This window comes from Candidatus Insignibacter tubulum (assembly GCF_056790205.1).
Genome location: NZ_CP199715.1, coordinates 639,340 through 663,086, shown reverse-complemented (window position 1 = coordinate 663,086; position 23,747 = coordinate 639,340). Strand labels below are relative to the sequence as shown.

The 23,747-nt window shown below is 33.5% G+C and carries 16 protein-coding genes; 15 read left to right on the top strand and 1 reads right to left on the bottom strand.

Annotated features, from left to right (window positions below):
* The first annotated feature begins 21 nt into the window (after positions 1–21).
* Both gap and ACUBP5_RS02795 read left to right on the top strand, forming a co-directional pair.
* A complete protein-coding gene (gap, locus tag ACUBP5_RS02800) occupies positions 22–1,026 on the top strand; it encodes a type I glyceraldehyde-3-phosphate dehydrogenase (RefSeq protein ID WP_482168134.1) in 1,005 nt (334 codons plus the stop codon).
* Between the two features lie 90 nt (positions 1,027–1,116).
* Positions 1,117–2,034: an ATPase gene (locus ACUBP5_RS02795; RefSeq protein ID WP_482168133.1), complete on the top strand. Its 918-nt coding sequence runs from the start codon at positions 1,117–1,119 to the stop codon at positions 2,032–2,034.
* On the opposite strand, the gene ACUBP5_RS02790 is transcribed toward ACUBP5_RS02795, so the two are convergent.
* A complete protein-coding gene (locus tag ACUBP5_RS02790) occupies positions 1,992–2,435 on the bottom strand; it encodes a type I restriction enzyme HsdR N-terminal domain-containing protein (RefSeq protein ID WP_482168132.1) in 444 nt (147 codons plus the stop codon). The two genes, ACUBP5_RS02795 and ACUBP5_RS02790, sit on opposite strands and share 43 nt — an antisense overlap.
* Positions 2,436–2,463: 28 nt before the next feature.
* Here ACUBP5_RS02790 and holA point away from each other — a divergent pair, with 28 nt between their 5' ends.
* From holA to ACUBP5_RS02725, 13 genes are all read left to right on the top strand, one after another.
* Positions 2,464–3,477, top strand: a complete 1,014-nt coding sequence (gene holA / locus ACUBP5_RS02785) for a DNA polymerase III subunit delta (RefSeq protein WP_482168131.1) — start codon at positions 2,464–2,466, stop codon at positions 3,475–3,477.
* 194 nt (positions 3,478–3,671) lie between these two features.
* A complete protein-coding gene (gene trxB, locus ACUBP5_RS02780) occupies positions 3,672–4,613 on the top strand; it encodes a thioredoxin-disulfide reductase (RefSeq protein WP_482168130.1) in 942 nt (313 codons plus the stop codon).
* A gap of 349 nt (positions 4,614–4,962) precedes the next feature.
* The gene (gene pta, locus ACUBP5_RS02775) at positions 4,963–7,047 is read left to right on the top strand and encodes a phosphate acetyltransferase (protein ID WP_482168129.1); all 2,085 of its coding nucleotides are present in this window, start codon (positions 4,963–4,965) and stop codon (positions 7,045–7,047) included.
* Entirely contained in the window at positions 7,044–8,237 is a 1,194-nt protein-coding gene (locus ACUBP5_RS02770; RefSeq protein ID WP_482168128.1) for an acetate/propionate family kinase, read from the top strand. The genes pta and ACUBP5_RS02770 overlap by 4 nt, the downstream gene beginning before the upstream one ends.
* Before the next feature lie 17 nt (positions 8,238–8,254).
* Positions 8,255–12,601: a DNA polymerase III subunit alpha gene (gene dnaE / locus ACUBP5_RS02765; RefSeq protein ID WP_482168127.1), complete on the top strand. Its 4,347-nt coding sequence runs from the start codon at positions 8,255–8,257 to the stop codon at positions 12,599–12,601.
* 131 nt (positions 12,602–12,732) lie between these two features.
* Positions 12,733–14,478 (top strand): argininosuccinate synthase domain-containing protein, encoded by a 1,746-nt coding sequence (locus tag ACUBP5_RS02760; RefSeq protein WP_482168126.1) that lies wholly within the window; start codon positions 12,733–12,735, stop codon positions 14,476–14,478.
* Complete coding sequence (argC, locus tag ACUBP5_RS02755) at positions 14,471–15,442, top strand: N-acetyl-gamma-glutamyl-phosphate reductase (RefSeq protein WP_482168125.1); 972 nt, start codon at positions 14,471–14,473, stop codon at positions 15,440–15,442. The genes ACUBP5_RS02760 and argC overlap by 8 nt, the downstream gene beginning before the upstream one ends.
* Positions 15,443–15,453: 11 nt before the next feature.
* Positions 15,454–16,596 carry an aspartate aminotransferase family protein gene (locus tag ACUBP5_RS02750; protein WP_482168124.1) on the top strand — a complete coding sequence of 381 codons (1,143 nt, stop codon included), beginning with the start codon at positions 15,454–15,456 and terminating at the stop codon, positions 16,594–16,596.
* The gene (gene carA, locus ACUBP5_RS02745; RefSeq protein ID WP_482168123.1) at positions 16,589–17,683 is read left to right on the top strand and encodes a glutamine-hydrolyzing carbamoyl-phosphate synthase small subunit; all 1,095 of its coding nucleotides are present in this window, start codon (positions 16,589–16,591) and stop codon (positions 17,681–17,683) included. The genes ACUBP5_RS02750 and carA overlap by 8 nt, the downstream gene beginning before the upstream one ends.
* A complete protein-coding gene (gene carB / locus ACUBP5_RS02740) occupies positions 17,680–20,913 on the top strand; it encodes a carbamoyl-phosphate synthase (glutamine-hydrolyzing) large subunit (RefSeq protein ID WP_482168122.1) in 3,234 nt (1,077 codons plus the stop codon). Before carA ends, carB begins: the two co-directional genes overlap by 4 nt.
* Positions 20,914–21,870 carry a Rossmann-fold NAD(P)-binding domain-containing protein gene (locus tag ACUBP5_RS02735; RefSeq protein WP_482168121.1) on the top strand — a complete coding sequence of 319 codons (957 nt, stop codon included), beginning with the start codon at positions 20,914–20,916 and terminating at the stop codon, positions 21,868–21,870. It abuts the gene before it with no gap.
* Entirely contained in the window at positions 21,870–22,646 is a 777-nt protein-coding gene (argB, locus tag ACUBP5_RS02730; protein WP_482168120.1) for an acetylglutamate kinase, read from the top strand. Before ACUBP5_RS02735 ends, argB begins: the two co-directional genes overlap by 1 nt.
* Complete coding sequence (locus tag ACUBP5_RS02725) at positions 22,637–23,707, top strand: M20 family metallo-hydrolase (RefSeq protein ID WP_482168119.1); 1,071 nt, start codon at positions 22,637–22,639, stop codon at positions 23,705–23,707. Before argB ends, ACUBP5_RS02725 begins: the two co-directional genes overlap by 10 nt.
* The last annotated feature ends 40 nt before the right edge of the window (positions 23,708–23,747 follow it).

The window sequence follows — 23,747 nt, the reverse complement described above, 5'->3', positions numbered from 1 at the left end:
ATATTAAAATAACAGATAAATATGTCAATCATAAAAATTGGTATTAATGGATTTGGAAGGATAGGAAGTCTTGTTTTTAGCGCCGCTTTTGCGCGAAAAAATTTTGAGATAGTTGCTATTAACGATTTGATGGCTCCGGATTATTTAGCTTATATGTTAAAATATGATTCTGTACATGGAAATTTTAACTTAGATGTAGAAGTGCAAAATAATTACTTGATTATCAATGGGAAAAAGATTTTAATTACAGCTGAAAAAGACCCTTCTAATCTTAGATGGTCCGAAGTAGGGGCTGATTATGTAGTAGAGTCTACAGGAATTTTTCTTACTCAAGAATTAGCAAGCTCTCATTTAAGATCTGGGGCTAAAAAAGTAATTTTATCAGGACCCTCTAAAGATGATACACCCATGTTTGTCATGGGTGTAAACCTTAAAACCTTAAGACCAGATCAAAATATCATTTCCAATGCTTCTTGCACTACTAATTGTTTAGCTCCTTTAGCTAAAGTATTAAATGATAATTTCGGTATTCTTGAGGGGCTTATGACTACTATACATTCTGCTACTGCTACGCAAAGAGTAGTAGATGGACCATCGATGAAAGACTGGCGCGGAGGTCGCTCAGCTTTACTTAATATAATCCCTTCTTCTACTGGAGCAGCAAAAGCTGTGGGAAAAGTAATTCCTGAACTTGATGGGAAGCTTACTGGAATGGCTTTTCGCGTGCCTACTGCTAATGTTTCTGTAGTAGATTTAACTCTACATTTAAAAAAGAATACTACTTATCATCAAATCAAAGCAGCGATACAACTAGCCTCTAAAAATGAGTTTAAAGGTATTATTGGCTATACTGAAGAAGCAGTAGTTTCTATGGATTTCAGGGGAGATACCCGTACTTGCATATTTGATGCTGATGCAGGTATTATGTTAAATCCGAAGTTTGTAAAACTAGTAGCTTGGTATGATAATGAAACTGCTTATTCAAATAAACTTATAGATCTTATAGAATACATGAGTCAACTCTAAATTATAAATAACAGAATAAATATAAAACAGGCCCCTATTATTTTAATTAAACTAATTGAATAAAATGAACAATTTTTATTTCTTTCTATTATGATAGCCATAATTGATAGTGGATCTACTAAAAGTGACTGGTTGATTGTAGATCCTCAAGGAATAGAGCAATTTAGGACTAAGACTATCGGGATGAATCCTTATTTTGTAAATAGTGAATATATTGTTGATGAAATAAGAAAAAATCCAAATCTCATAAAAGAGGCTCTAGGGATTTCTCATATATTTTTTTATGGCGCAGGTTGTTCTACCCCCCAATATAATAAAGTAGTAGAAAAAGGATTAGCACAGATTTTTAAAAAATCTAAAATTAGAGTTGAACATGATCTTTTAGCAGCAGCCTATTCAGCTTACCGAGATAATCCAGCCATTGTGTGCATATTAGGGACCGGATCAAATTCTTGTTATTTCGATGGTAAAAAACTCTATGAAGAAACACCTTCTTTAGCTTTTATACTAGGTGATGAAGGAAGTGGTAGTAATCTGGGGAAACGTATTATTAGAGCTTTCTTTCTAAAGAAAATGCCTAAACGCCTATCTCTAGCTTTTCAGGATTGCTTTAATTTGACTTTAAAAGAGCTTAATAAAAATATTTATCATAATAAATTTGCTAATGCTTATTTAGCCTCCTTTAGTCGTTTTGTTATAGACCATAAACATGAACCTTTCATACAGAAAATTATTTATGATTCGCTAAATGAGTTTATGATCAATCAAGTTTTAGTATATCCACAAGCGAAGAGTGTAGAACTTAACTTTATAGGATCTATAGCTCATTTTTATGAAGATACTCTTGCAGCTGTAGCTTCTGAGTATCACCTTAAAATAGGTGAGATTATTAAAAATCCTATAGATAGCCTTATGCGCTATCATACAATGCATATCATTCCGAAACTGAAACTTTCTAGAAATGCTTATAAAATAAGCTGCGCCTCAGGAAGTGTTTTAATAAAATAAAGCTTACCGTTAGACTCATTGATTTGGCAAAAAAGATGTTGTATGCCATTAGTAAGCATTAAATAGGGGCACTTTAATTGAAAATTATATTTAATTATCTGATCAAAAGTTTTTTGTGTAAGTGAGACATGAGGGGCTTTACATTCTATAAGAATTAGGCCCCCTTCTCTTTGGAAGACTACTAAATCAGCACGTTTTTTTAAGCCATTGAACATAATCAAAGGTTCAACTTTTATAGAGATTAAGGAATATTTTTTTTCTCTGATCAAAAAGTGTAGCACATGCTGACGTACCCATTCTTCAGCACTTAGATGAATAAATTTTTTTCTGCTAATACAAAAAATAAAAGCTTTTCCTTTTTTAATTCGGTATCTAAAAGAATAGTTTGGAAAATTTAACATTATCATGAGACAAAACTTTTAAAAATATATGGAATCACCTGAAGCGTATATTATTAAAGAATTAACAGAGAAAAAATATAGACCTATTTATTTTTTAATGGGTGAAGAGCCTTACTATATTGATCTGATAAGCAATTTTATAGAAAAAAATGTTCTTTCTGAAAAAGAAAAAGCTTTTAATCAAACTATTCTTTATGCTAGTGAAATAGACGTATTTAATATTTTAGAATATGCTAAACGTTATCCTATGATGAGCCCTTATACAGTGCTTATTGTTAAAGAAGCTCAATTCCTCTTAAAAAGCATAGAAAAATTAGTCGATTATATAGAAAACCCTCTCAAGAGTACTATTTTAGTGATTTGTTATAAAAACAAATCTCTTGATAGACGTTCTAAACTCTGTAATCTCATAGAGAAAAATGGGATACTCTTTGAGAGTAAAAAATATCGTGAATATCAAATTCCTGGATGGATTAAACATCACCTATATACTATGAATCGACATATAAGTATAAAGGCACAACATTTTTTAGCCGAATATTTAGGCACTTGCTTATCTAATCTTGCTCATGAATTAGAGAAAATCCATTGGACTCTTCCTGAGGGGGAAGAAATCACTTTTGAGACCGTATCTCAACATATAAGCATAAGTAAGTATTTTAATTCTTTTGAGTGGCAAAAAGCTATTGCTGAGAAAAATTTTCCCAAAGCCCAACAAATCGCATGGCACTTTGGGAAAAATCCAAAAGGCTATCCTTTAGTTTTTTTAATTAATACAGTTTTTAGATTTTTTATAAATCTAGCAAAATACCATCTCAGCATACCTAATCATCAAGCTCATCTTGCGAAGGTGTTAAATATATCTCCGCATTTTATAGGGGATTATGAAAAAGCAGCTCATGTTTACCCCTTAAACAAAATTCTCAAAATTTTTTCCTATCTCCGTCAAGCCGATAGGCAAGCAAAAGGGATAAATTCTTCTATTAAGACTGAGTTGGGAATTTTGCAAGAACTAACCTATAAGATTTTTTTAAATGAATAAGCTTGAATTGTTCATTCAAAAAATATTTGAAATAACATAAAAATTAATATTTCGAATATAAAGTACTATATTAATACAATATCTATATCTTTTGATGATTACTTAAAATAAGTAAGTGAAGTTAAATTTTTTAAAAAAAAAACTATTTATCTCTCGTCCTTAGATTAAATACCTTTGTAGAAAACCTTTATTTTATGTCATCGTATTTTATTTTTGATTGTATCATTATTGGTTCTGGACCTGCAGGTTACTGCGCTGCAATATATGCCGCTCGTGCTGATCTTAAGCCTATAGTATATGCAGGCCCTGAACCTGGAGGACAGCTTATAAGAACTAGTGAAGTGGATAATTATCCGGGATATCCCCAAGGAGTTAGTGGTTCTAAGTTAATGGAAGACCTCAAAAAACAGGCCGAACGTTTTAATGCTCTCATTAAACTAGAAACTATAAGTAAAATTGACTTTTCTAAAAATAAGGGAGGGATCCATATTTTATATGCTGAAAATCACGAAGAGATACATACTAAGGGTGTAATTATAGCTACGGGAGCAAGTCCTAAATATCTAGGCCTAGAGAGTGAAGAACGTTTAAAAGGGAAGGGAGTTTCCGCTTGCGCGACTTGTGATGGATTTTTTTATAAAGGAAAAGTAGTAGCTATTATCGGAGGGGGAGATACAGCTGTAGAGGAGGCAATATATCTTTCAAAACTTTGCAGAAGAGTTTATCTCTTGGTGAGAAAAAACCAATTAAAGGCTTCAAAAGCTATCCAATATCATATGAAAGATATACCTAATTTAGAGATTCATTTTCACCACGAGGTTATAGAGGTTATAGGCAAGAAATTTGTTGAAGGTGTCCGGTTAGTTAATAATCAAAACCAAAAACAAAAAACTCTAGCTATAGATGGGCTTTTTTTAGCTATTGGCCACTATCCAAATACCGAAATATTTAAAAATCAACTTGATTTAGATAGATTAGGCTATATAATTACCGAAAAATCGAGTACAAGAACAGCTATTCCCGGGGTTTTTGCTGCTGGTGATGTTCAGGATCCTATATATCGTCAAGCTATTACTTCAGCCGGAAGTGGCTGTATGGCAGCATTAGATCTAGAGCGATACCTATTATATGCTTAGGAGAATAATATCTCATCATTCAAAATAAATTAAATAATTATAAATGTGCTTATTAGATTTATAAATAGTATTTGTGAAAAACAAATAATTATGTTATTATAAGTTATATATCTATATAATAGTAACCTTTTAAAAAAGGTTATAGTATTCTTAATATAATAGAGAGAGTAACCCGTAATTATAATTACATCATTCTTTATAGAGATTCTTATAGACCATTTATTACTATAAGAAATAATTAGTAAGCATTCTAAAAATAGTATGCCCCATATAGCCTAATTATAAATATATTTATTTTTTACCTTAAAACGGTTTTTTAAAAATTAACCATAAATATTTCATACGTTATATGAATCGATCTATATTTATATTCACTACAGATCTTAATAGTGGAAAATTCTTAGTTTCCCTTGGTATTATACAGGCAATTATAAAAAAAACCACGCGTGTAGCTTTTTTTAGGCCTCTTATTGAAGAAAATGATAATTACCAGAGAGATGACCGTATTATTACAATAATTAATTACTTTCAATTAAGCATGAAATACGAAGAAGGCTTTGGTTTTAAGCGTGATGAGGCCATTAATCTTTACAACTCGGGTAAGAAAGCTCAACTCTTTGATCAGATTTTTAGTAAGTATAAAAAGCTTGATGAGAACTACGATTTCGTAGTAGTAGAAGGGACTAACTTTTCAGTTAAAAGCAATTCTTTTGACTTTGAGCTTAATAATGCAATAGTCAAAAATTTCAATTTACCAGTAATTATTGTGCTAAACGGTGAGGGGAAAACAGCTAGTGTTCTTGCTCAGCATATACTTATAGAAAAAAATAACGTAGAGGAAAAAGTGGTTATGATTATAATTAATAAAACCTATATCCTCGATAGAGAATTACGTCTTTACTTAAAAGATAACTTACCTTCAGATATTGTTATAGCTACCTTGCCGCCTGAACCTTTTTTAGAAAAACTTACTCTTATAGAGCTTAAAAACAAGCTAGGAGCAGACCTTGTTATAGGGAAAGATAAGGATTTGAATAAAATCATAATGACCTTTATTGTAGGAGATATGCAACTGGATCATTATCTTGAACGTATTTGCGAGGATTGCCTAGTAATAATCCCTGGGGATCGAGCTGATATGATTTTCATTACTTTTATGGCTAATATATCTTTATCTTACCCACCTGTAGCAGGTATCCTTCTCACTAGTGGACTTCTCCCTCAGAAAAACATACTAAACCTTATTAAAAGTATTCCTTATGTTATTCCTATTTTATCCATCCCCACTGGCACTTTAGAAGTTATGCAAAAAATGGTTAATATAAAACCTAGCATTTATCCTAATGACATTAGAAAAATTCAAGGTAATATTGAGTTATTTAAGAGATATACTAATAATATTTTAATTGAGAAAAAAATTACCTCTTTTCAGTCATATTCTCTTACTCCCCAAATATTTCGGTATAACTTGATAAAAAATAGCAAAAAAGCACAAAAACATATTGTTCTACCTGAAGGTATAGAAGAACGCATTTTACATGCCGCCTCTCTTTTTGTCAATGAGGAATTAGGGACACTTACCCTTTTAGGGTCACCTAAGAAAATCCTTGATGAAGTTCATCGCCTTGGGCTTTTTTGGGATGAAAATCGTATTTCTATTATCGATCCTTATTCTACGCTTTATCATGAGGATTTTTCAAAAACTTTATTCGAGTTAAGAAAGGCGAAAAACTTATCATATGTTCAGGCCAAAAATCTTATGCTAGATGCTTCTTATTTTGGGACTATGATGATTTACAAAGGCCTAGCTGATGGAATGGTCTCGGGATCTATAAATACTACTGCTCACACCATACGACCAGCACTTCAGTTTATTAAAACAACTCCAGGGGTAAAAACCGTTTCCTCAGTTTTTTTTATGCTTTTAAACAATCGCGTGCTATTATATGCAGATTGTGCTGTAGTACCTGATCCAGATCCTGAGCAACTAGCTGATATTACAATTGCTTCAGTTAAAACAGCTCAGAATTTTGGTATAGATGCAAAAATAGCTTTGCTTTCGTATTCTTCAGGAAATTCTGGATCGGGTCAACAGGTAGATAAAGTAAGAAAAGCCGTTGAAATAGTTAAACAAAGGAATCCTGCATTATTTATTGAAGGTCCTTTACAGTATGATGCTGCCGTTGATTCAACTATAGGAAAACAAAAAATGCCTCACTCTCTAGTAGCTGGACAGGCCAATGTGTTAATCTTTCCAGACCTCAATACAGGTAATAATACCTATAAAGCCGTTCAACGTGAGACTAAAGCTATAGCGATAGGACCTATTTTACAGGGACTTAATAGACCTATAAATGATTTAAGTCGTGGAGCTACCGTTGAAGATATTTACAATACTATTATTATTACCTCTATACAAGCATCAAACTCATGAAAATATTAATCATAAATTCAGGAAGCTCTTCTATTAAATATCAACTTATTAAAATGCCTCAAAAAAAACTCTTAGCTAAAGGGCTTATAGAGCGTATAGGTATAGAAGGAGGATATATTCGACATCAATATGTAGATGATGAAAAACGATGGAAAGAGTTTAAAGTTCCTTTTCAGGTGATAGATCATATACAAGGTTTAAAAAAAGTACATGCTCTGCTCTTAGATGCTATTATTGGAGTAATTAAAAAACCTAGTGATATTTCAGCTATTGGGCATAGAGTAGTACATGGAGGGAATACTCTTACTAAAACTGTAGAGATCACTAAAGAAGTAAAAAATGAAATTCGTAAGGTTTTTCCATTAGCTCCTCTACATAATCCAGCGAATCTTATGGGCATAGAAGTAGCTCAAGAAGTATTTCCTAAAGCGAGACAGTTTGCTGTCTTTGACACGGCGTTTCATCATACTATTCCTGAAATAGCTCATCGCTACGCTTTACCTGAATATTTTTATAAAGAGCATCATGTGCGTGTTTACGGATTTCATGGCATCAGCCATCAATATGTATCTCGAACGACTCTTTCTTACCTACAAAATCCTAAGGCTCGTATTATTACGCTCCATCTAGGCAATGGTACTAGCGTAGCAGCCGTTAAAGCAGGTATTTGTATAGATACTAGTATGGGATTTGGCCCTAATAGCGGTCTAATCATGGGCACACGCAGTGGAGATCTAGATTCAACTATCCTCTTTTACTTATTAGGCAAGGGCTATACTTTCGAAAATCTTTCTGATATTTTTAATAAACAAAGCGGTATGTTAGCACTTTCAGGGAAAAGTGATATGCGTGATATAGGGGAGGCTTATAAAAAAGGAGATCCTAAAGCCCAATTATCTTATGATATATACGCTTATCGTATCAAAAAATATATAGGTGCTTATATCGCTGTCATGAATGGTCTTGATGCAATTGTTTTTACGGGAGGTATAGGTGAGAATGATGTTTTAATTCGTGATATAGTCTGCACTGATATGAATTTTTTAGGTATAATACTCGATAGAAATAAAAACAAAATGGGACAAAAGGGGATTAGGGAAATACAAACTCTTGAGAGTTGCATAAAAATATTAATCCTTCCCACAGACGAGGAAATGGAAATAGCTAGAGAAGTTTATTCTTTACTCTAAAAAATATATTATAGCCTATGTATTTAATTTTTGATACCGAGACTACTGGTCTTCCAAATAATTATAATGCTTCCTTTAAGGATATCGAGAACTGGCCTCGTATGGTTCAGCTTGCCTGGCAATTACATGAGACTTCAGGTGAACTTATTGAAGCCAAAGATTTTATTATTCGACCTAAAGGGTTTGATATCCCCTTTAATGCCTCTAAAATACATAGAATTACCACAGAAAGAGCGCAAAGAGAAGGAATGCCTCTTGAGGAGATATTAGAGATTTTTCAGATAACACTCTCAAAAACTCATTTTCTTGTAGGACATAATATAAGATTTGATATCAATATAGTAGGATGTGAATTTTTCCGATTAGGATGGACATCTACTTTACTAGAAAAAAAGATTATTGATACTAAAGAAGAAGCAGTAGATTATTGTGCACTAACTGGAGGAATAGGTAGGAAATTTAAGTGGCCTAATCTTACTGAGCTTCATCAAAAGCTTTTTGGCGCTATTTTTTCTCAAGCACATAATGCTGTAACAGATGTAGAAGCTACTGCACGTTGTTTTTTAGAACTCTTACGTTTAAAGATTATATCGGCTGAAAAGTTTGGCATAGATATCTCTGCTATTGAGGAATTTAGGAAGAAGAATATCCAGATAATCCAGCATACAAATAATTATCTTAACCAAGAGAAAATTATTAAAGATAAAAAGCATCAATATATTCAAGAGGTAAAACCTCTAAAAAACGAGTTGCAAAATCTAAAGCTTAAGAAAAAATTTGTGCATTTACATAATCATACCGCTTTTTCTATTTTATCAGCTACTACTGATATTCCTTCTCTTATAGATCGCGTTTTGCAATGGAATATGGCTTCGGTAGGAATAACTGATAGCGGGAATATGATGGGGGCTTTCTATTTTCTAAATGCTATAGAAGCTGCTAATGCGCGTATTCTTAAAAGAAGCGATAAGGATCATAATTATACTCAGATTAAAGGAGTTATTGGCTGTGAGCTCTTCTTATCAGAGGATTACCTCCAAAAGAAGTTTACTAAAGATCAGCCTGATCGTCGTTATAAACAAGTATTATTAGCTAAAAATAAAAGGGGATATCACCATCTCGCTAAGCTCTGCTCCGAAGGGTATATCAAAGGATACTACGCAGGATGTCCTAGAGTTGGTAAAGAGCTTATCGTAAGATATAAAGAAGACTTAATAGCTCTCACCGGAGACCTGAACGCAGAAATCCCATATACCATTCTCAATAGAGGAGAAAGTCAAGCCGAAGAGATTTTTAAATGGTGGCATGAACTTTTTAAAGATGATTTTTATGTAGAACTTCTCCGTCATGGTTTACAAGAGGAAGATCATGTAAATGAGATCTTGCTTAAGATGGCTCGAAAATATGGCGTAAAGTATATTGTGCAAAATAACACTTTTTATTTAGAAAAAAAAGATGCTAATGCTCATGATATATTACTTTGTGTACGTGATGGAGAAAAACAGTCCACTCCTATAGGAGTGGGTAGAGGACATCGATTCGGACTTGGTAATCAAGAGTTTTATTTCAAAAATTCTCATGAAATGATCGAATGTTTTGCTGATATTCCAGAAGCTTTCGATTATTTAGATGAATTAGTTGAGAAAATCGATACTTACTCTCTTAATCGAGAGATTCTATTACCTAAATTTAAAATTCCTATAGATTTTATAAATCCTTTAGATGATAAAGATGGTAAAAAACGTGGAGAAAATACTTATTTACGCCATCTAGTTTTTGAAGGTGCTAGAAAGCGTTATAAAAATCTTAATGGAGCTTTGATAGAACGTCTAGATTTTGAACTCAAAACAATAGAAAAGATCGGCTATCCAGGATATTTTCTTATAGTTCAAGATTTTGTAAAACAAGCTAAAAAAATGAATATATCTGTAGGGCCTGGACGCGGCTCAGTAGCTGGATCATTAGTAGCTTATTGTACAGGTATTACTAACATAGACCCGATTAAATATGATCTTCTTTTTGAACGTTTTTTAAATCCTGATCGTATCTCCTTACCTGATATCGATATGGATTTTGATGATCGTGGACGTGATCATATTATAGAATGGGTAGTAAATAAATATGGGAGCCATCAAGTAGCACAGATTATCACTTATGGATGTATGGCCGCTAAGTCAGCCATACGCGATACTGCACGTGTTCTTAATCTTCCCCTTACTGAGGCTGATCGTTTGGCTAAAATGATGCCTACTATTATATCTTTAAAGGAACTTTTAACTCATAGTCGTACCCAACTTAGTGAGAAACTTAACTCAGAAGATCTTGAAAGGGCTTTAAAATTACAACAGATATGCAAAAAAAAGAATTCTGAAGCAGAGGTCTTACAGCAAGCTAGTATTCTTGAAGGATCGGTGCGTAATACCGGAGTACATGCTTGTGGTATAATTATTACACCTTATGATATTACAGAATATGTCCCCATGTCCATTTCAAAAGATTCAAATTTATTACTCACGCAGTTTGATAATAATGTAGTTGAGAGTGCAGGGTTACTTAAAATAGATTTTTTAGGACTTAAAACTCTGACTATTATTAAAGATACTGTAGAGCTACTTCAAAAGAAACGAGGAATAAAACTTCATATAGATCAAATTTCCCTTGAAGATCGCAAAACTTACGAGCTTTTTCAAAAAGGGGATACTATAGCTGTTTTTCAATACGAATCTTTAGGGATGCAGCGTTATATGCGTCAGCTCAAACCTGACACTTTTGACGATCTAATTGCAATGAACGCACTTTACCGTCCAGGCCCTCTGCAATATATCCCAAATTTTATTGCTCGTAAGCATAAAAAAGAACCTATTGTTTATGATCTTCCTGAAATGGAAGAGTTTCTAAGCAATACCTATGGTATTACTGTTTATCAAGAACAAGTTATGTTACTAGCCCAAAAACTTGCTGGTTTTAAAAAAGGCGAAGCTGATATATTACGCAAGGCTATGGGTAAAAAGCAAAAGCATATACTTGATAAGATGAAAACCCAATTTATAAAGGGAGCCTTAGATCGTGGATATTCTGAAAAAATTCTCAATAAGATCTGGCAGGATTGGGAAGCTTTTGCCTCATACGCTTTTAATAAGTCTCACTCTACCTGTTATGCCTATCTCGCTTTTCAAACTGCTTATTTAAAAGCTCATTATCCTGCTGAATATATGTCAGCTGTTTTGAGTAATAATATGAGTAATATTAAAGAAGTAAGCTTTCTTATGAAGGAATGTAGACGTCTAGGAATTTCAGTCCTTGGTCCAGACATTAACGAAAGTCAACATGCTTTTTCAGTAAATCAACAGGGGGCTATTCGTTTTGGTCTAGAAGCAGTTAAAGGGTTAGGGGGGGCTGCAGTAGAGACTATTTTAGTTGAGCGTAACAAAAATGGTTCTTATAGTTCAATTTTTGATTTAGTTAAACGTGTAGATTTACGTATCGTTAATAAAAAAACCTTCGAAGCTCTTGCCCTTTCTGGGGCTTTTGATAGTTTTAAATACATTCACAGGGCACAATATTTTCATGAAGAAAATGCTTTGAGTACGCTTGATAGAATCCTTCGATTAGGATCTAAATATCAGGAAAATAAAAAACATTCTCAAACCTCGCTTTTCGAAGAAATATCTAATACTTCTCTTATAGAACCTTCGTTACCTGATTGCGCTCCATGGACTAATATCATAAAACTCTCTAAAGAAAAAGAGGTGATTGGCGTTTATATTAGCGCACATCCTTTAGATGATTATCGTTATGAAATATGGGCTATAAAAGGCATTTCTTTAGAAGAACTCAACGCTAATGAGACACAATGGATAGGTAAGGAGTTTTATCTTTATGGCATCATTGTGCGTGCTGAAAGTAAAATTGCTATAAAGAGCAGAAAACGTTATGGTGTATTTACTTTAGAAGATTATCAAGAAACACGTGAATTTAGAATTCTAGGAGAAGCATATATGAAATTTCATCATCTATTCATTCCTAATACTTTTATAGCTATAAAAATCTCCCTAGATCGCTGGAGAGGTGGGGAGCTCCGTATTCATTTTTTACAAATTCAACTACTTAGTGAAGTATTTGAAAATCTTAATAAAGATCTTCATCTGGAAATTGATCTAGAAAAGCTAAGTAATAAGATGATCATACATATAGATCATGTCATTTCAAAGTACAAAGGTACGGGAAAACTTAAGTTAATAATACTAGATAATAAAGAAAAAATCTGTCTTAAAATGTCCTCTCGAAAATATAGAGTCCATCTTGAGCGAAATCTATTTATGGATCTAGAGAAAATACCAGCCCTTAACTTTCACCTTAAATAAATTTTTACCCTTAAATATTTACTAAATTTACCTGCACTAGTAAACATATTTATGTTATATGAGTTTTTTAATTTATAAAAATACGAATTTCTAAAAAATATGGCTAACTTATCAGACACTTTTTCCTAAAAGTGAATATCCAGGTTAGAATTGCTCAAAGCGATGATGTCACTTACGTTTTTCTTATTTGCAAGCAAATAGAGGAATCTGCTAGAATTCGAAGGACTGGCATTGCCAAAAGAGATCCTGAGTATCTTAAAAAAAAGATGAGTGATGGTGACGCTGTTATAGCTTTCTGTGATGATCATATTGCTGGATTTAGCTATATAGAGACCTTTCAAAATGAGGAATTTGTAGCTAATTCAGGGATGATCGTATTTCCTAAGTTCCGTCAACTTGGTATAGCTAAATTGATCAAATCGAAAATTTTTAATCTCTCGCGTAAAAAATTTCCTAAAGCTAAAATATTTAGTATTACTACTAGTGCTGCCGTACTAAAAATCAATAAGGCTATAGGATTTAAACCAGTATCTTTTAAGTATTTAACTCAGTCTGAGAAATTTTGGAAGGGCTGTCGAAACTGCACTAATTATGATATACTTATTAAAAATCAAAAAAAGATGTGTTTATGTACAGGGTTATTATATGATCCTAATGAAAAAAAGCCTGGGAACAACCTGCTTCCCGGAGAAAAAATTTTACTCGCTTATAGCGGTGGCTTAGATACGTCATATTGTTTAAAATATCTTATAAACGAGGGATATGAAGTTCATACTGCCTTTATTAACACAGGTGGCTTTAATCCTAAAGAACTTTATGATATTGAGCAAAAAGCCTATGATATAGGAGCAAGATCTCATCACAATATAGAAGCTTTAAAAGATTACTACGAACGTTGTATTAAATATTTAATATTTGGTAATATATTACGTAATAATACCTATCCTTTATCGGTAAGTGCCGAACGTATTCTTCAGGCTATTAAAATTGCTGAACACGCTAATCATATCGAGGCTAGGGCTATTGCACATGGGAGTACGGGAGCTGGGAATGACCAGGTACGTTTTGATTCCGCTTTTCAAATACTATGTCCTAATAAACTTATTATTACTCCTATACGAGATAGAAAGATCTCGCGAAAAGAGGAAATGGATTATCTTAAAAGATATGGATTAAATATTCCCTGGGAAAAAGCACGCTATTCCATCAACAAAGGTCTATGGGGTACTAGCATAGGTGGAGAAGAGACCCTAAATTCAGATAAAGACCTTCCTCATAATGCTTATCCTAGTACTTTAGAGGAAAGTAGTTTTAGGAGGATTCAGCTTGAATTTAAAAAAGGCGAACTTGTTGCTATTGATGGGGTAAAAGCCGATCCACTCAAGAATATTATAATTCTTGAGAAGATTGCATCACGTTTTGCTATAGGCCGCGATATTCATGTAGGTGATACTTTAATAGGGATTAAAGGACGCATAGGATTTGAAGCGGCTTCAGCCATGATCATTTTAAAAGCACATCATCTTTTAGAAAAACATGTACTTACTAAATGGCAGCTATACTGGAAGGATCAACTAAGCAATGGCTATGGTATGCTTTTACATGAAGCACAGTATTTAGATCCGGTAATGCGGGACATAGAAGTTTTTTTAATAAGATCTCAAGAGAGAGTTAGTGGAAAAGTTAATGTAGATTTATATCCTTATAGATTTGAGTTAAAGGGAATTGAATCTGATTTTGATATGATGAAATCGCAAGTCGGACAATACGGTGAAATCAATGAATCCTGGAGCGCTCAGGACGCTAAAGGTTTTATTAAGATATTTAGCAATCAAATGAAAATATATCACGCGCTCACACCTACTGATAATGATTAAAATAGGAATATTAGGAAGCGCTGGTTATACTGGGGGGGAGCTTCTGCGCCTTTTACTTTACCATCCTTATGCGAACATTAAAAGCTTAGTAAGTACAAGTCAATATGGGAAGACTGTATCTTCCTTCTACAAGGACCTTCTAGGTGATACTAATCTGGTGTTTTCAGATAGTCTAGATCCTGATATTGATCTGGTTTTTCTTTGTCTAGGGCATGGCCATTCTAAAAAAGCACTTAAAGGAATTCCTAATAGTGTCCGCATTATCGATCTCAGTCAAGATTTTAGACTCTCCCAAAATACATATTTTGATAATAGAAATTTTATTTATGGGTTACCTGAATTAAATATGGATCTTATTAAAAAGGCTAAAAATATAGCTAATCCAGGTTGTTTCGCTACTGCTATACAACTCGCTTTGTTACCGCTTGCTAAAGCAGGATTGCTTAAAGAGGATGTTCATATTAGCGCTATTACAGGCTCTACCGGCGCAGGTCGAGATTTAAGTATGAGTTCACACTTTAGTTGGCGAGCTCATAATGCTTCTGCTTATAAAATATTTACTCATCAACATTTACGTGAAATACAAGAAAATTTACTCAGGTTACAACCTGATTTTTCAGGTGAGCTTTTTTTTGTGCCTTATAGGGGAAATTTCACCCGAGGTATTTTAGCTACGTTATACACCCGTTTAACTATTCCTCTTGAGGAAGTTTATCAGCTTTATGAAAATTTTTATAAATTCCATCCTTTTACATATATATCTTCAACTTATTTAGATATTAAGCAAGTAGTAAATACTAATAAGTGTTTATTGCATCTTTCCCGAGAAAAGGGCTGTTTAATTATCAGCAGTGTGCTTGATAACCTCTTAAAAGGCGCTTCAGGACAGGCGATTGAGAATTTTAATCTTATTTATGGTTATAATCAAACGACGGCATTGCATCTTAAGCCTATCGCATTTTAAAGTAAAAAAAAATGGACTTATTTAATGTTTATCCTAGCTTACCTATAGAACTCGTTGAAGGTAAGGGCGTGTTTGTTTTTGATAAGCAGCAAAGGGAATACCTTGATTTTTACGGTGGACATGCTGTAATTTCTATAGGCCATAGTCATCGAGATTATATTAAGGCTTTGAATGAGCAAATTAAGTGTATAGGTTTTTATTCTAATTCAGTTAGAATTTTTAAACAACAAGAGCTTGCAGAAAAATTAGGCATACTTTCAGGATATGAAGATTATCGCTTATTTATATGTAATTCAGGAGCTGAGGCAGTAGAAAATGCCTTAAAAATTGCCTCTTTTCATAACAAAAAAAAGAAAGTCGTTGCTTTTAAAGGAGCTTTTCACGGACGAACCAGCGGAGCAGTAGCTATTACGGATAATCCTAAGATCATAACTCCCTTTAACGATATGCATGAGAGAATTTTTTTAGAATTCAGAGATTTTAATAAAATAGAGAGTGAATTAAAAAAAGGTGATGTATGTGCAGTAATTATTGAGGGCATTCAGGGGGTAGCTGGGATTATTGACCCTGGTATAGATTTTTTTCGTTTTCTCCAAAAGGTATGTTTTAAATATAAGGTTATTCTAATACTTGATGAAATTCAAAGCGGTTATGGACGAAGCGGAGATTTTTTTGCCCATCAACGATCTGGTATCCGTGCAGATCTAATTACAGTAGCTAAGGGGATGGGTAATGGGTTCCCTATCGCCGGAGTGCTTATTGCTCCTTATTTTAAGGCTACTTATGGGATGTTAGGGACTACGTTTGGTGGGAATTACCTGGCCTGTACAGCTGCCTTAACGGTTTTGCAGATTATAGAAAAAGAGAATCTTATTAAGAATGCCAAAAATATGGGAGAACTGCTTATAGAAAAATTAAGAAATATTCCTCAAATCAAAGAGATAAGAGGTCGTGGTCTTATGTTAGGTCTTCGTTTTGATTTTGCTGTAAATGCCTTAAAAAATAGTCTTTTAAACAGAGAAAGAGTTTTTGTAGGTGTTGCAGCAGATACGCATATTTTACGTCTTTTGCCTCCTCTTATTCTTACATGTGAGCAGGTAAAAAGTTTTATTGAAAAATTAAAAAAAACTTTAGTTTATCTTAACTATGAATAGTTCTAAGGCACATTTATTTCTTGAGGATGGGAGTGAATATATCGGTTATCATTTCGGCGCGTCTTTATCAGTTGCTGGGGAGGTCGTTTTTAATACAGCAATGACAGGTTATACCGAAAGTTTTACCGATCCCTCTTATAAAGGACAAATTTTAGTACATACGTATCCTCTTATAGGCAATTATGGCATTCCATTAGGTCAAAAGCTTGAATCTATTGATGAATTTTATGAATCAGAAAAAGCTCATATCAGCGCTTTGGTCATTTCGGAGTATTCAAAGAATCCTCACCATTGGAATATCTTTTATACGCTTTCACAGTGGCTTGAGAGAAATCAGATTCCGGGGATCTATGGCATAGATACACGGTCGCTTACTAAAAAACTTCGTGAAAAAGGGTCAATGTTAGGAAAGATTATCATTGATAATGATATTCCTTTTTACAATCCTCATAAGGAAAATCTTGCAGCTCAGGTTTGCATCCCAAATAAAACCTTTTATGGCAATGGAAAATATAAAGTATTACTTGTAGATTTTGGAGTAAAAAATAATATTTTACGTTGTTTACTTAGTAGAAATTGCACTGTAATACGTGTCCCATGGGATTATGATTTTACTGTTGAATCTTATGATGGTCTCTTTCTATCGAATGGCCCTGGTAATCCTAAAACATATCAAAAAACCATACAGTATCTACAGTATGTCCTTAAGAAGGACCATCGTCCCATTTTCGGTATTTGCTTAGGTCATCAGCTCTTAGGATTAGCTGCTGGATGTGATACTTATAAACTAAAGTATGGGCATAGAGGTCATAATCAACCTATTTTATTTGAGTCAAGTGAAAGGGCCTATATCACTTCTCAAAATCATGGATATGTTTTAAATGAAAAAAAATTACCTAAATACTGGAAAATTCTTTTTAAGAATCTTAACGATCATTCCTGTGAGGGATTAATACATGAATTTAAACCTTTCTTTTCAGTTCAGTTTCATCCTGAAGCTTCAGGAGGTCCTAGGGATACAGAATTTTTATTCGATTGGTTTATACAGCGTATAGAAAAATATAAAGTTAAGGAAGAAATTCAATGAAAAAAGTACTTATTATAGGTTCAGGTGCCCTAAAAATTGGCGAAGCGGGAGAATTCGATTACTCGGGAACTCAAGCACTCAAAGCTTTAAAAGAAGAGGGGATAGTAACGATTTTAGTAAATCCAAATATCGCCACAGTCCAAACTTCTGAGGGGATAGCCGATAAAATTTATTTTTTACCTATTCTTCCTGAGTTTATAGAGAAAGTTATCCAAAAAGAAAGGCCTGATGGGATACTGTTAGCTTTTGGTGGACAAAGTGCGCTTAATTGCGGTATAACACTTTTTAAAAGCGGTATTTTAAAAAAATATTCTATTAAAGTATTAGGCACGCCAGTTGAGTGTATTATAGAGAGTGAAGATCGTGATCTTTTTCGTGCCCGACTCGATAGTTTACAAATAAAAACCGCACGAAGTAAAGCAGTAAATTCAATTCAAGAAGCTTTTATCGCAGTTAGAGAAATAGGGTTCCCTGTGATTATTCGAGCTGCTTATGCCTTAGGGGGACTAGGTAGTGGATTTGCTCATAACTTTAAAGAGCTTAAAAAGCTAGTTGAGAAGGCTTTATCACGTTCTTCTCAAATACTTATCGAAGAATCTTTAAAGGGTTGGAAGGAAATAGAGTATGAGATAGTGAGAGATCGTTATGATAATTGTATTAGCGTATGCAATATGGAAAATATTGATCCAATAGGGATACATACAGGTGAGAGTATAGTAGTAGCTCCTTCTCAAACTCTGACTAATAGTGAATACCAAAAACTTCGTGATCTTTCTATGATTATAGCTAGAAATTTTAACATATTAGGTGAATGTAATGTGCAATTTGCTTTCTCTAGACATTCTGAAGAATATAGGGTTATTGAAATTAATGCTAGACTTTCACGTTCTAGTGCTCTAGCTTCAAAAGCTACAGGTTATCCCTTAGCTTTTATAGCAGCGAAACTATCTTTAGGTTATGGGTTGCATCAATTAAAAAACGCTATTACTAAAACTACATCGGCTTTCTTTGAGCCTGCACTAGATTATGTTGTTTGTAAATTGCCACGTTGGGATCTCAAAAAATTCTACGGAGTATCCCATAATATAGATAGCAGCATGAAAAGCGTAGGAGAGGTAATGGCTATCGGAGTTTCTTTTGAAGAGGCATTTCAGAAAGGATTGCGTATGCTAGATATCGGCTTAGAAGGGTTCATAAATCTCAAAGGCAATAAGAAAGTAGATAAAGAAAACCTTGAGGAAATCTTACAAAAGCCTACCGATCGAAGAATAGAGGCTATTGAAGAAGCTTTTAACCTCGGATATACAGTGGAGAAACTATATGAGTTAACTTATATTGATCCTTGGTTTCTTTATAAATTGCGTAATATTCATCAAACTAGAGAGCTTTTAAGTCAATATAAAATATCGGAACAAATTCCTAGAGAACTTTTACATATAGCAAAAAAACAAGGTTTTTCAGATCTGCAAATTATTCAAATTCTTCACCCTAAAAGTAATGATACGACCTCTCTAGTCTGTTCTTTGAGAGAACAAAGAAAAACACTAGGTATTATCCCATATGTACGTCAAATAGACACTTTGGCTGCTGAATATCCAGCCCAAACGAATTATTTATATATGAGCTATCATTCTTCACATCACGATATCAACTATGATAGGACTCATTTATCGGTTGTAGTTTTAGGGTCGGGAGTATACCGCATAGGTAGTAGTGTAGAATTTGACTGGTGTTGTGTAAACACCCTAAAAAGTCTTCATAAGGAAGATTACCAGTCGGTTATAATTAATTGTAATCCTGAAACTGTAAGCACAGATTTTGACGAATGCGATCGCTTATATTTCGAGGAAATCAGTTTAGAGCGGGTTTTAGATATTCTCGATATTGAGAATCCTAAAGGTACGATAGTCTCCATGGGAGGTCAAATTCCTAACGGTCTGGCTTTAAAATTACATTTACATGGTAAAAAACTTCTAGGCAATTCAGCCTCATCTATAGATAAAGTAGAAGATCGTTATAAGTTCTCTAAGGTCTTAGATACCTTGGGTATATCACAACCACGCTGGAGGGAACTCTCAAAACTAGAGGCGATATATGATTTTATAAAAGAAGTAGGCTATCCTGTACTTATTCGACCATCTTATGTATTATCAGGTGCAGCTATGAATGTAGTATATCATCCTAATGAACTTGAACATTATTTAAAAGAAGCTATCGAACTTTCTCCAGAGCACCCAGTAGTAGTAACTCAGTTTATTGAAAATGCCATAGAAATTGAATTTGATGCTATAGCTTCTCAAGGGAATATAATTTATCATGCTATTTCTGAACATGTAGAATTTGCTGGTGTACATTCAGGGGATGCTACTTTAGTATATCCTACTCAAAATATATGTATATCTACTTTAAAAGAAATAGAGCAAACTGCTTGTAAAATATCTCAACATTTTAAAATCTCAGGTCCTTTTAACATCCAATTTCTTTCAAAGAATAATCAACTTCAAGTAATTGAATGTAATATTCGTGCCTCAAGGAGTTTCCCTTTTGTTTCTAAGGTATCAGGTTTTAATATGATTCAACTTGCCACTAAAGTGATATTGGGTAAAATGCCTTATAAATTATACAAACGGGATTTTCTTACTTTAAATCATATAGGGGTTAAAGCCTCTCAATTTTCTTTCTCACGACTCAGGAGGGCTGATCCGGTTCTAGGTGTAGAGATGGCCTCTACTGGTGAGGTAGGGGCCTTCGGAAAAAGCTTTAATGAAGCTTTGATAAAAGCTATGTTAGCTGTAGGTTATACTATCCCTAAGAAAAATATTTTAATCTCAGGGGATCCCTCTCACTCAAAAATAGATCTTTTAGAAGTAGTAAAATACTTAATAGAAAAGAATTATCATCTTTTTGTTACTAACAAAATGTATAATTCTCTTAATAAATATAATTTGTCTTCTATATATTTACACTGGTCGAATATGATGTCATATTCTAATATACTAGAACATATTAGAGAAAAAAAATTTGATTTGATTATAAATATTCCAAAAAATTTAAGTAAGTCTAAGTTTGATAATGACTATTTCATTCGGCGTACGGCGGTGGATTTTAATATACCACTTTTAACTAATGCACGTTTAGCTCTTGCTTTTATACGTGCTTTTTGCCAAAGTGATTCTAGAAGTCTAGCAGTAACTGAGTGGAAAGATTATTTCTTAGAAAAGTCAATCTAAATGAACCGATTTTTTAGTATAGAAGATGTATGCGATATGCATAGTTTAGTGAAAGAAGCGCTGATTCTTAAAAAAGATCCTTATGACCAACTTATTGGGAAAAACAAAACTATTGGGCTGGTATTTTTTAATCCTAGTTTACGCACACGCCTAAGTAGTCAAAAAGCTGCTTTTCATTTAGGATGTGATCTTTGGGTACTAAATATAGATGGTAATTCCTGGAAAATAGAGATGGATGGAGGGACTATTATGGAAAATAGCCAAGAGCATATCAAAGAAGCTATAGGAGTTATGAGTCTTTATTGTGATATTTTAGCCGTACGTACATTTCCTGAACTCAAAAATAAGGAATATGATTATCAGGAAATTCTATTTAAAAAAATAGAACGCTACTCTCGCGTTCCTATAGTAAGTTTAGAGAGCGCTACACGTCATCCTTTACAATCTTTAGCTGATGTTATGACCATTGAAGAGATGCGGCCTTATCAAAAAAAAATCAAAGTAGTGCTTAGCTGGGCCCCTCATCCAAAGGCTTTGCCACATTCCGTTCCAAACTCCTTTTTAGAATGGGCTTATAAACTTAAAAATATAGATCTGGTAATAACCCATCCTAAAGGTTATGCATTGGATAGAGAATTCACAAAAGATATTTATACTACATATTATCAGAATGAAGCCTTTACAGGAGCAGATTTTATTTATGCAAAAAATTGGAGCTCTTATCATAATTATGGACAAGTACTCTCTAATGATAATCGCTGGATGGTCACCAAAAATAAAATGGCACTCACTAATAGTGGTAAATTTATGCATTGCCTTCCTGTAAGGAGAAATATAGTAGTAGAAGATGCTGTTTTAGATGATGTAAATACTTCCGTAGTTCTAGAACAAGCGCAAAACCGTATATTTGCCGCTCAAGTGATTTTTAAAAGAATCCTAAATAGATACATTAAATAATGTTGCATATTGTTAAAATAGGAGGTACAATCATAGATGATCCTTATTTATTAAGCATATTTCTCGAAAACTTTATAGCCCTTAAGGGAAAGAAAATCCTCATACATGGAGGAGGAAGCGCTGCAAGCAGATTTTCAGAAAAGATAGGGGGGGTAATCCCTAAAATTATAGAAGGTCGTCGTGTTACTGATGCTCAAACCCTTGATATTGTTGTAATGACTTATGCAGGACTTATCAATAAAACTCTTATAGCAAAGCTACAGGCTATAGGTTGCAATGCGCTAGGAGTATGTGGAGCTGATGCTAATTTGCTATTTGCTACCCAAAGAGTTTCTGGAGCTATAGATTATGGTTACGTAGGTGATATTAATGAGAAAAATGTTAATATATCATCTCTTATAAGGCTCTTAGATTTAGATTTAGTGCCTGTATTTTCACCTATTACCTTCAGTACAAAAGGTAGTTTACTTAATACTAACGCTGATACTATAGCTTGCGCTATAGCAGCTAGCTTAGTTAAAAAAGGAAAAGTAATCTTGCAATATTGTTTTGAAAAAAAAGGAGTATTAAAAGACCCGAAGAAAGAAGATTCTTATTTAGCTGAGATCACTTTTTCAGAATTTCTGAATCTTAAACAAGAACATGTTATTAGCAGTGGAATGATTCCAAAACTTGAAAGTGCTTTTGAGGCCCTTAATAAAGGAGTGTATCAAGTAAGTATAGGGCATCCAACTTTTTTAACCCATCCTAAAGATAAAACTATCTTATGTCTATAGATTTATCACAGCTTAAATCACGTTCGATTCAATGGCTAAGTCAACTTATTCAAACACCTTCCTTATCTAAGGAGGAAGATAAAACCGCTAAACTTTTAATGTCTTTTTTAGATGAGTATGGTATAAAGTCTCATCGCAAGTACAATAATATATGGGTAGAAAGCCAAAATCATCCACAAAAGGTCCCGACAATTTTATTAAACTCGCATCATGATACAGTAAAACCAGGTAAGAATTGGTTAAAAGATCCTTATAAAGCTTTTTTCCAAGATGATCGTCTTATCGGGCTGGGGGCAAATGATGCTGGAGCTTCAGTAGTAGCACTTATGAGTGCTTTTATTTATTTACAACAGTTACCCACCTTACCTTATAAGCTAATTCTTTCCATTACAGCTGAGGAAGAAATATCCGGAGAAAAAGGTATTAAATCACTTCTACCTAAATTAGGAAAGATCGATTTAGGTATTGTAGGTGAGCCTACTAGTATGGATGTAGCCATTGCTGAAAAAGGAATTATCGTATTAGATTGTATTGCCCATGGCAAAACAGGTCATGCAGCTAGAGAAGAGGGGTTAAACGCCCTCTATATCGCCCTAGAAGATATTGCTTGGATGCGTCGTCATAAATTTGAAAAAATATCTGAACTGCTAGGGTCTACTAAACTTAGTATTACTCAAATACAAGCTGGTAATCAACATAATGTAGTCCCTGATTTATGTAAATATGTAGTAGATATTAGAACTAATGAACTATATCGTAATGATGAAGTGATTAATACTATTCGGGAAAATATTCACTCAGAAATTACGCCACGTTCTTATCATCTAAATTCTTCTAAAATATCTCCAGAACATCCTATTGTACAAAAAGCTTTAGCTATAGGAAGAAAAACCTACGGCTCTCCAACTTTATCTGATCAAAGTATAATGAGCTTTGATACTATCAAAATAGGAGTGGGTGAGAGCGCTCGTTCACACACACCTAACGAATTTATATTGGTTTCAGAAATAGAATCTGGGATAGATATTTATATAAATTTATTAAAGGATTTTTCCTTTTAGGATCTATTTTTTAAAGAGGCAAGTAATTTATTATAAATTT

Excerpts from the sequence above, each read along its gene's own strand:
- gap (WP_482168134.1), top strand. The coding sequence starts at position 22 with ATGTCAATCATAAAAATTGGTATTAATGGATTTGGAAGGATAGGAAGT.
- ACUBP5_RS02795 (WP_482168133.1), top strand. The coding sequence starts at position 1,117 with ATGATAGCCATAATTGATAGTGGATCTACTAAAAGTGACTGGTTGATT.
- ACUBP5_RS02790 (WP_482168132.1), bottom strand. The coding sequence starts at position 2,435 with ATGTTAAATTTTCCAAACTATTCTTTTAGATACCGAATTAAAAAAGGA.
- holA (WP_482168131.1), top strand. The coding sequence starts at position 2,464 with ATGGAATCACCTGAAGCGTATATTATTAAAGAATTAACAGAGAAAAAA.
- trxB (WP_482168130.1), top strand. The coding sequence starts at position 3,672 with ATGTCATCGTATTTTATTTTTGATTGTATCATTATTGGTTCTGGACCT.
- pta (WP_482168129.1), top strand. The coding sequence starts at position 4,963 with ATGAATCGATCTATATTTATATTCACTACAGATCTTAATAGTGGAAAA.
- ACUBP5_RS02770 (WP_482168128.1), top strand. The coding sequence starts at position 7,044 with ATGAAAATATTAATCATAAATTCAGGAAGCTCTTCTATTAAATATCAA.
- dnaE (WP_482168127.1), top strand. The coding sequence starts at position 8,255 with ATGTATTTAATTTTTGATACCGAGACTACTGGTCTTCCAAATAATTAT.
- argC (WP_482168125.1), top strand. The coding sequence starts at position 14,471 with ATGATTAAAATAGGAATATTAGGAAGCGCTGGTTATACTGGGGGGGAG.
- ACUBP5_RS02750 (WP_482168124.1), top strand. The coding sequence starts at position 15,454 with ATGGACTTATTTAATGTTTATCCTAGCTTACCTATAGAACTCGTTGAA.
- carA (WP_482168123.1), top strand. The coding sequence starts at position 16,589 with ATGAATAGTTCTAAGGCACATTTATTTCTTGAGGATGGGAGTGAATAT.
- carB (WP_482168122.1), top strand. The coding sequence starts at position 17,680 with ATGAAAAAAGTACTTATTATAGGTTCAGGTGCCCTAAAAATTGGCGAA.
- ACUBP5_RS02735 (WP_482168121.1), top strand. The coding sequence starts at position 20,914 with ATGAACCGATTTTTTAGTATAGAAGATGTATGCGATATGCATAGTTTA.
- argB (WP_482168120.1), top strand. The coding sequence starts at position 21,870 with ATGTTGCATATTGTTAAAATAGGAGGTACAATCATAGATGATCCTTAT.
- ACUBP5_RS02725 (WP_482168119.1), top strand. The coding sequence starts at position 22,637 with ATGTCTATAGATTTATCACAGCTTAAATCACGTTCGATTCAATGGCTA.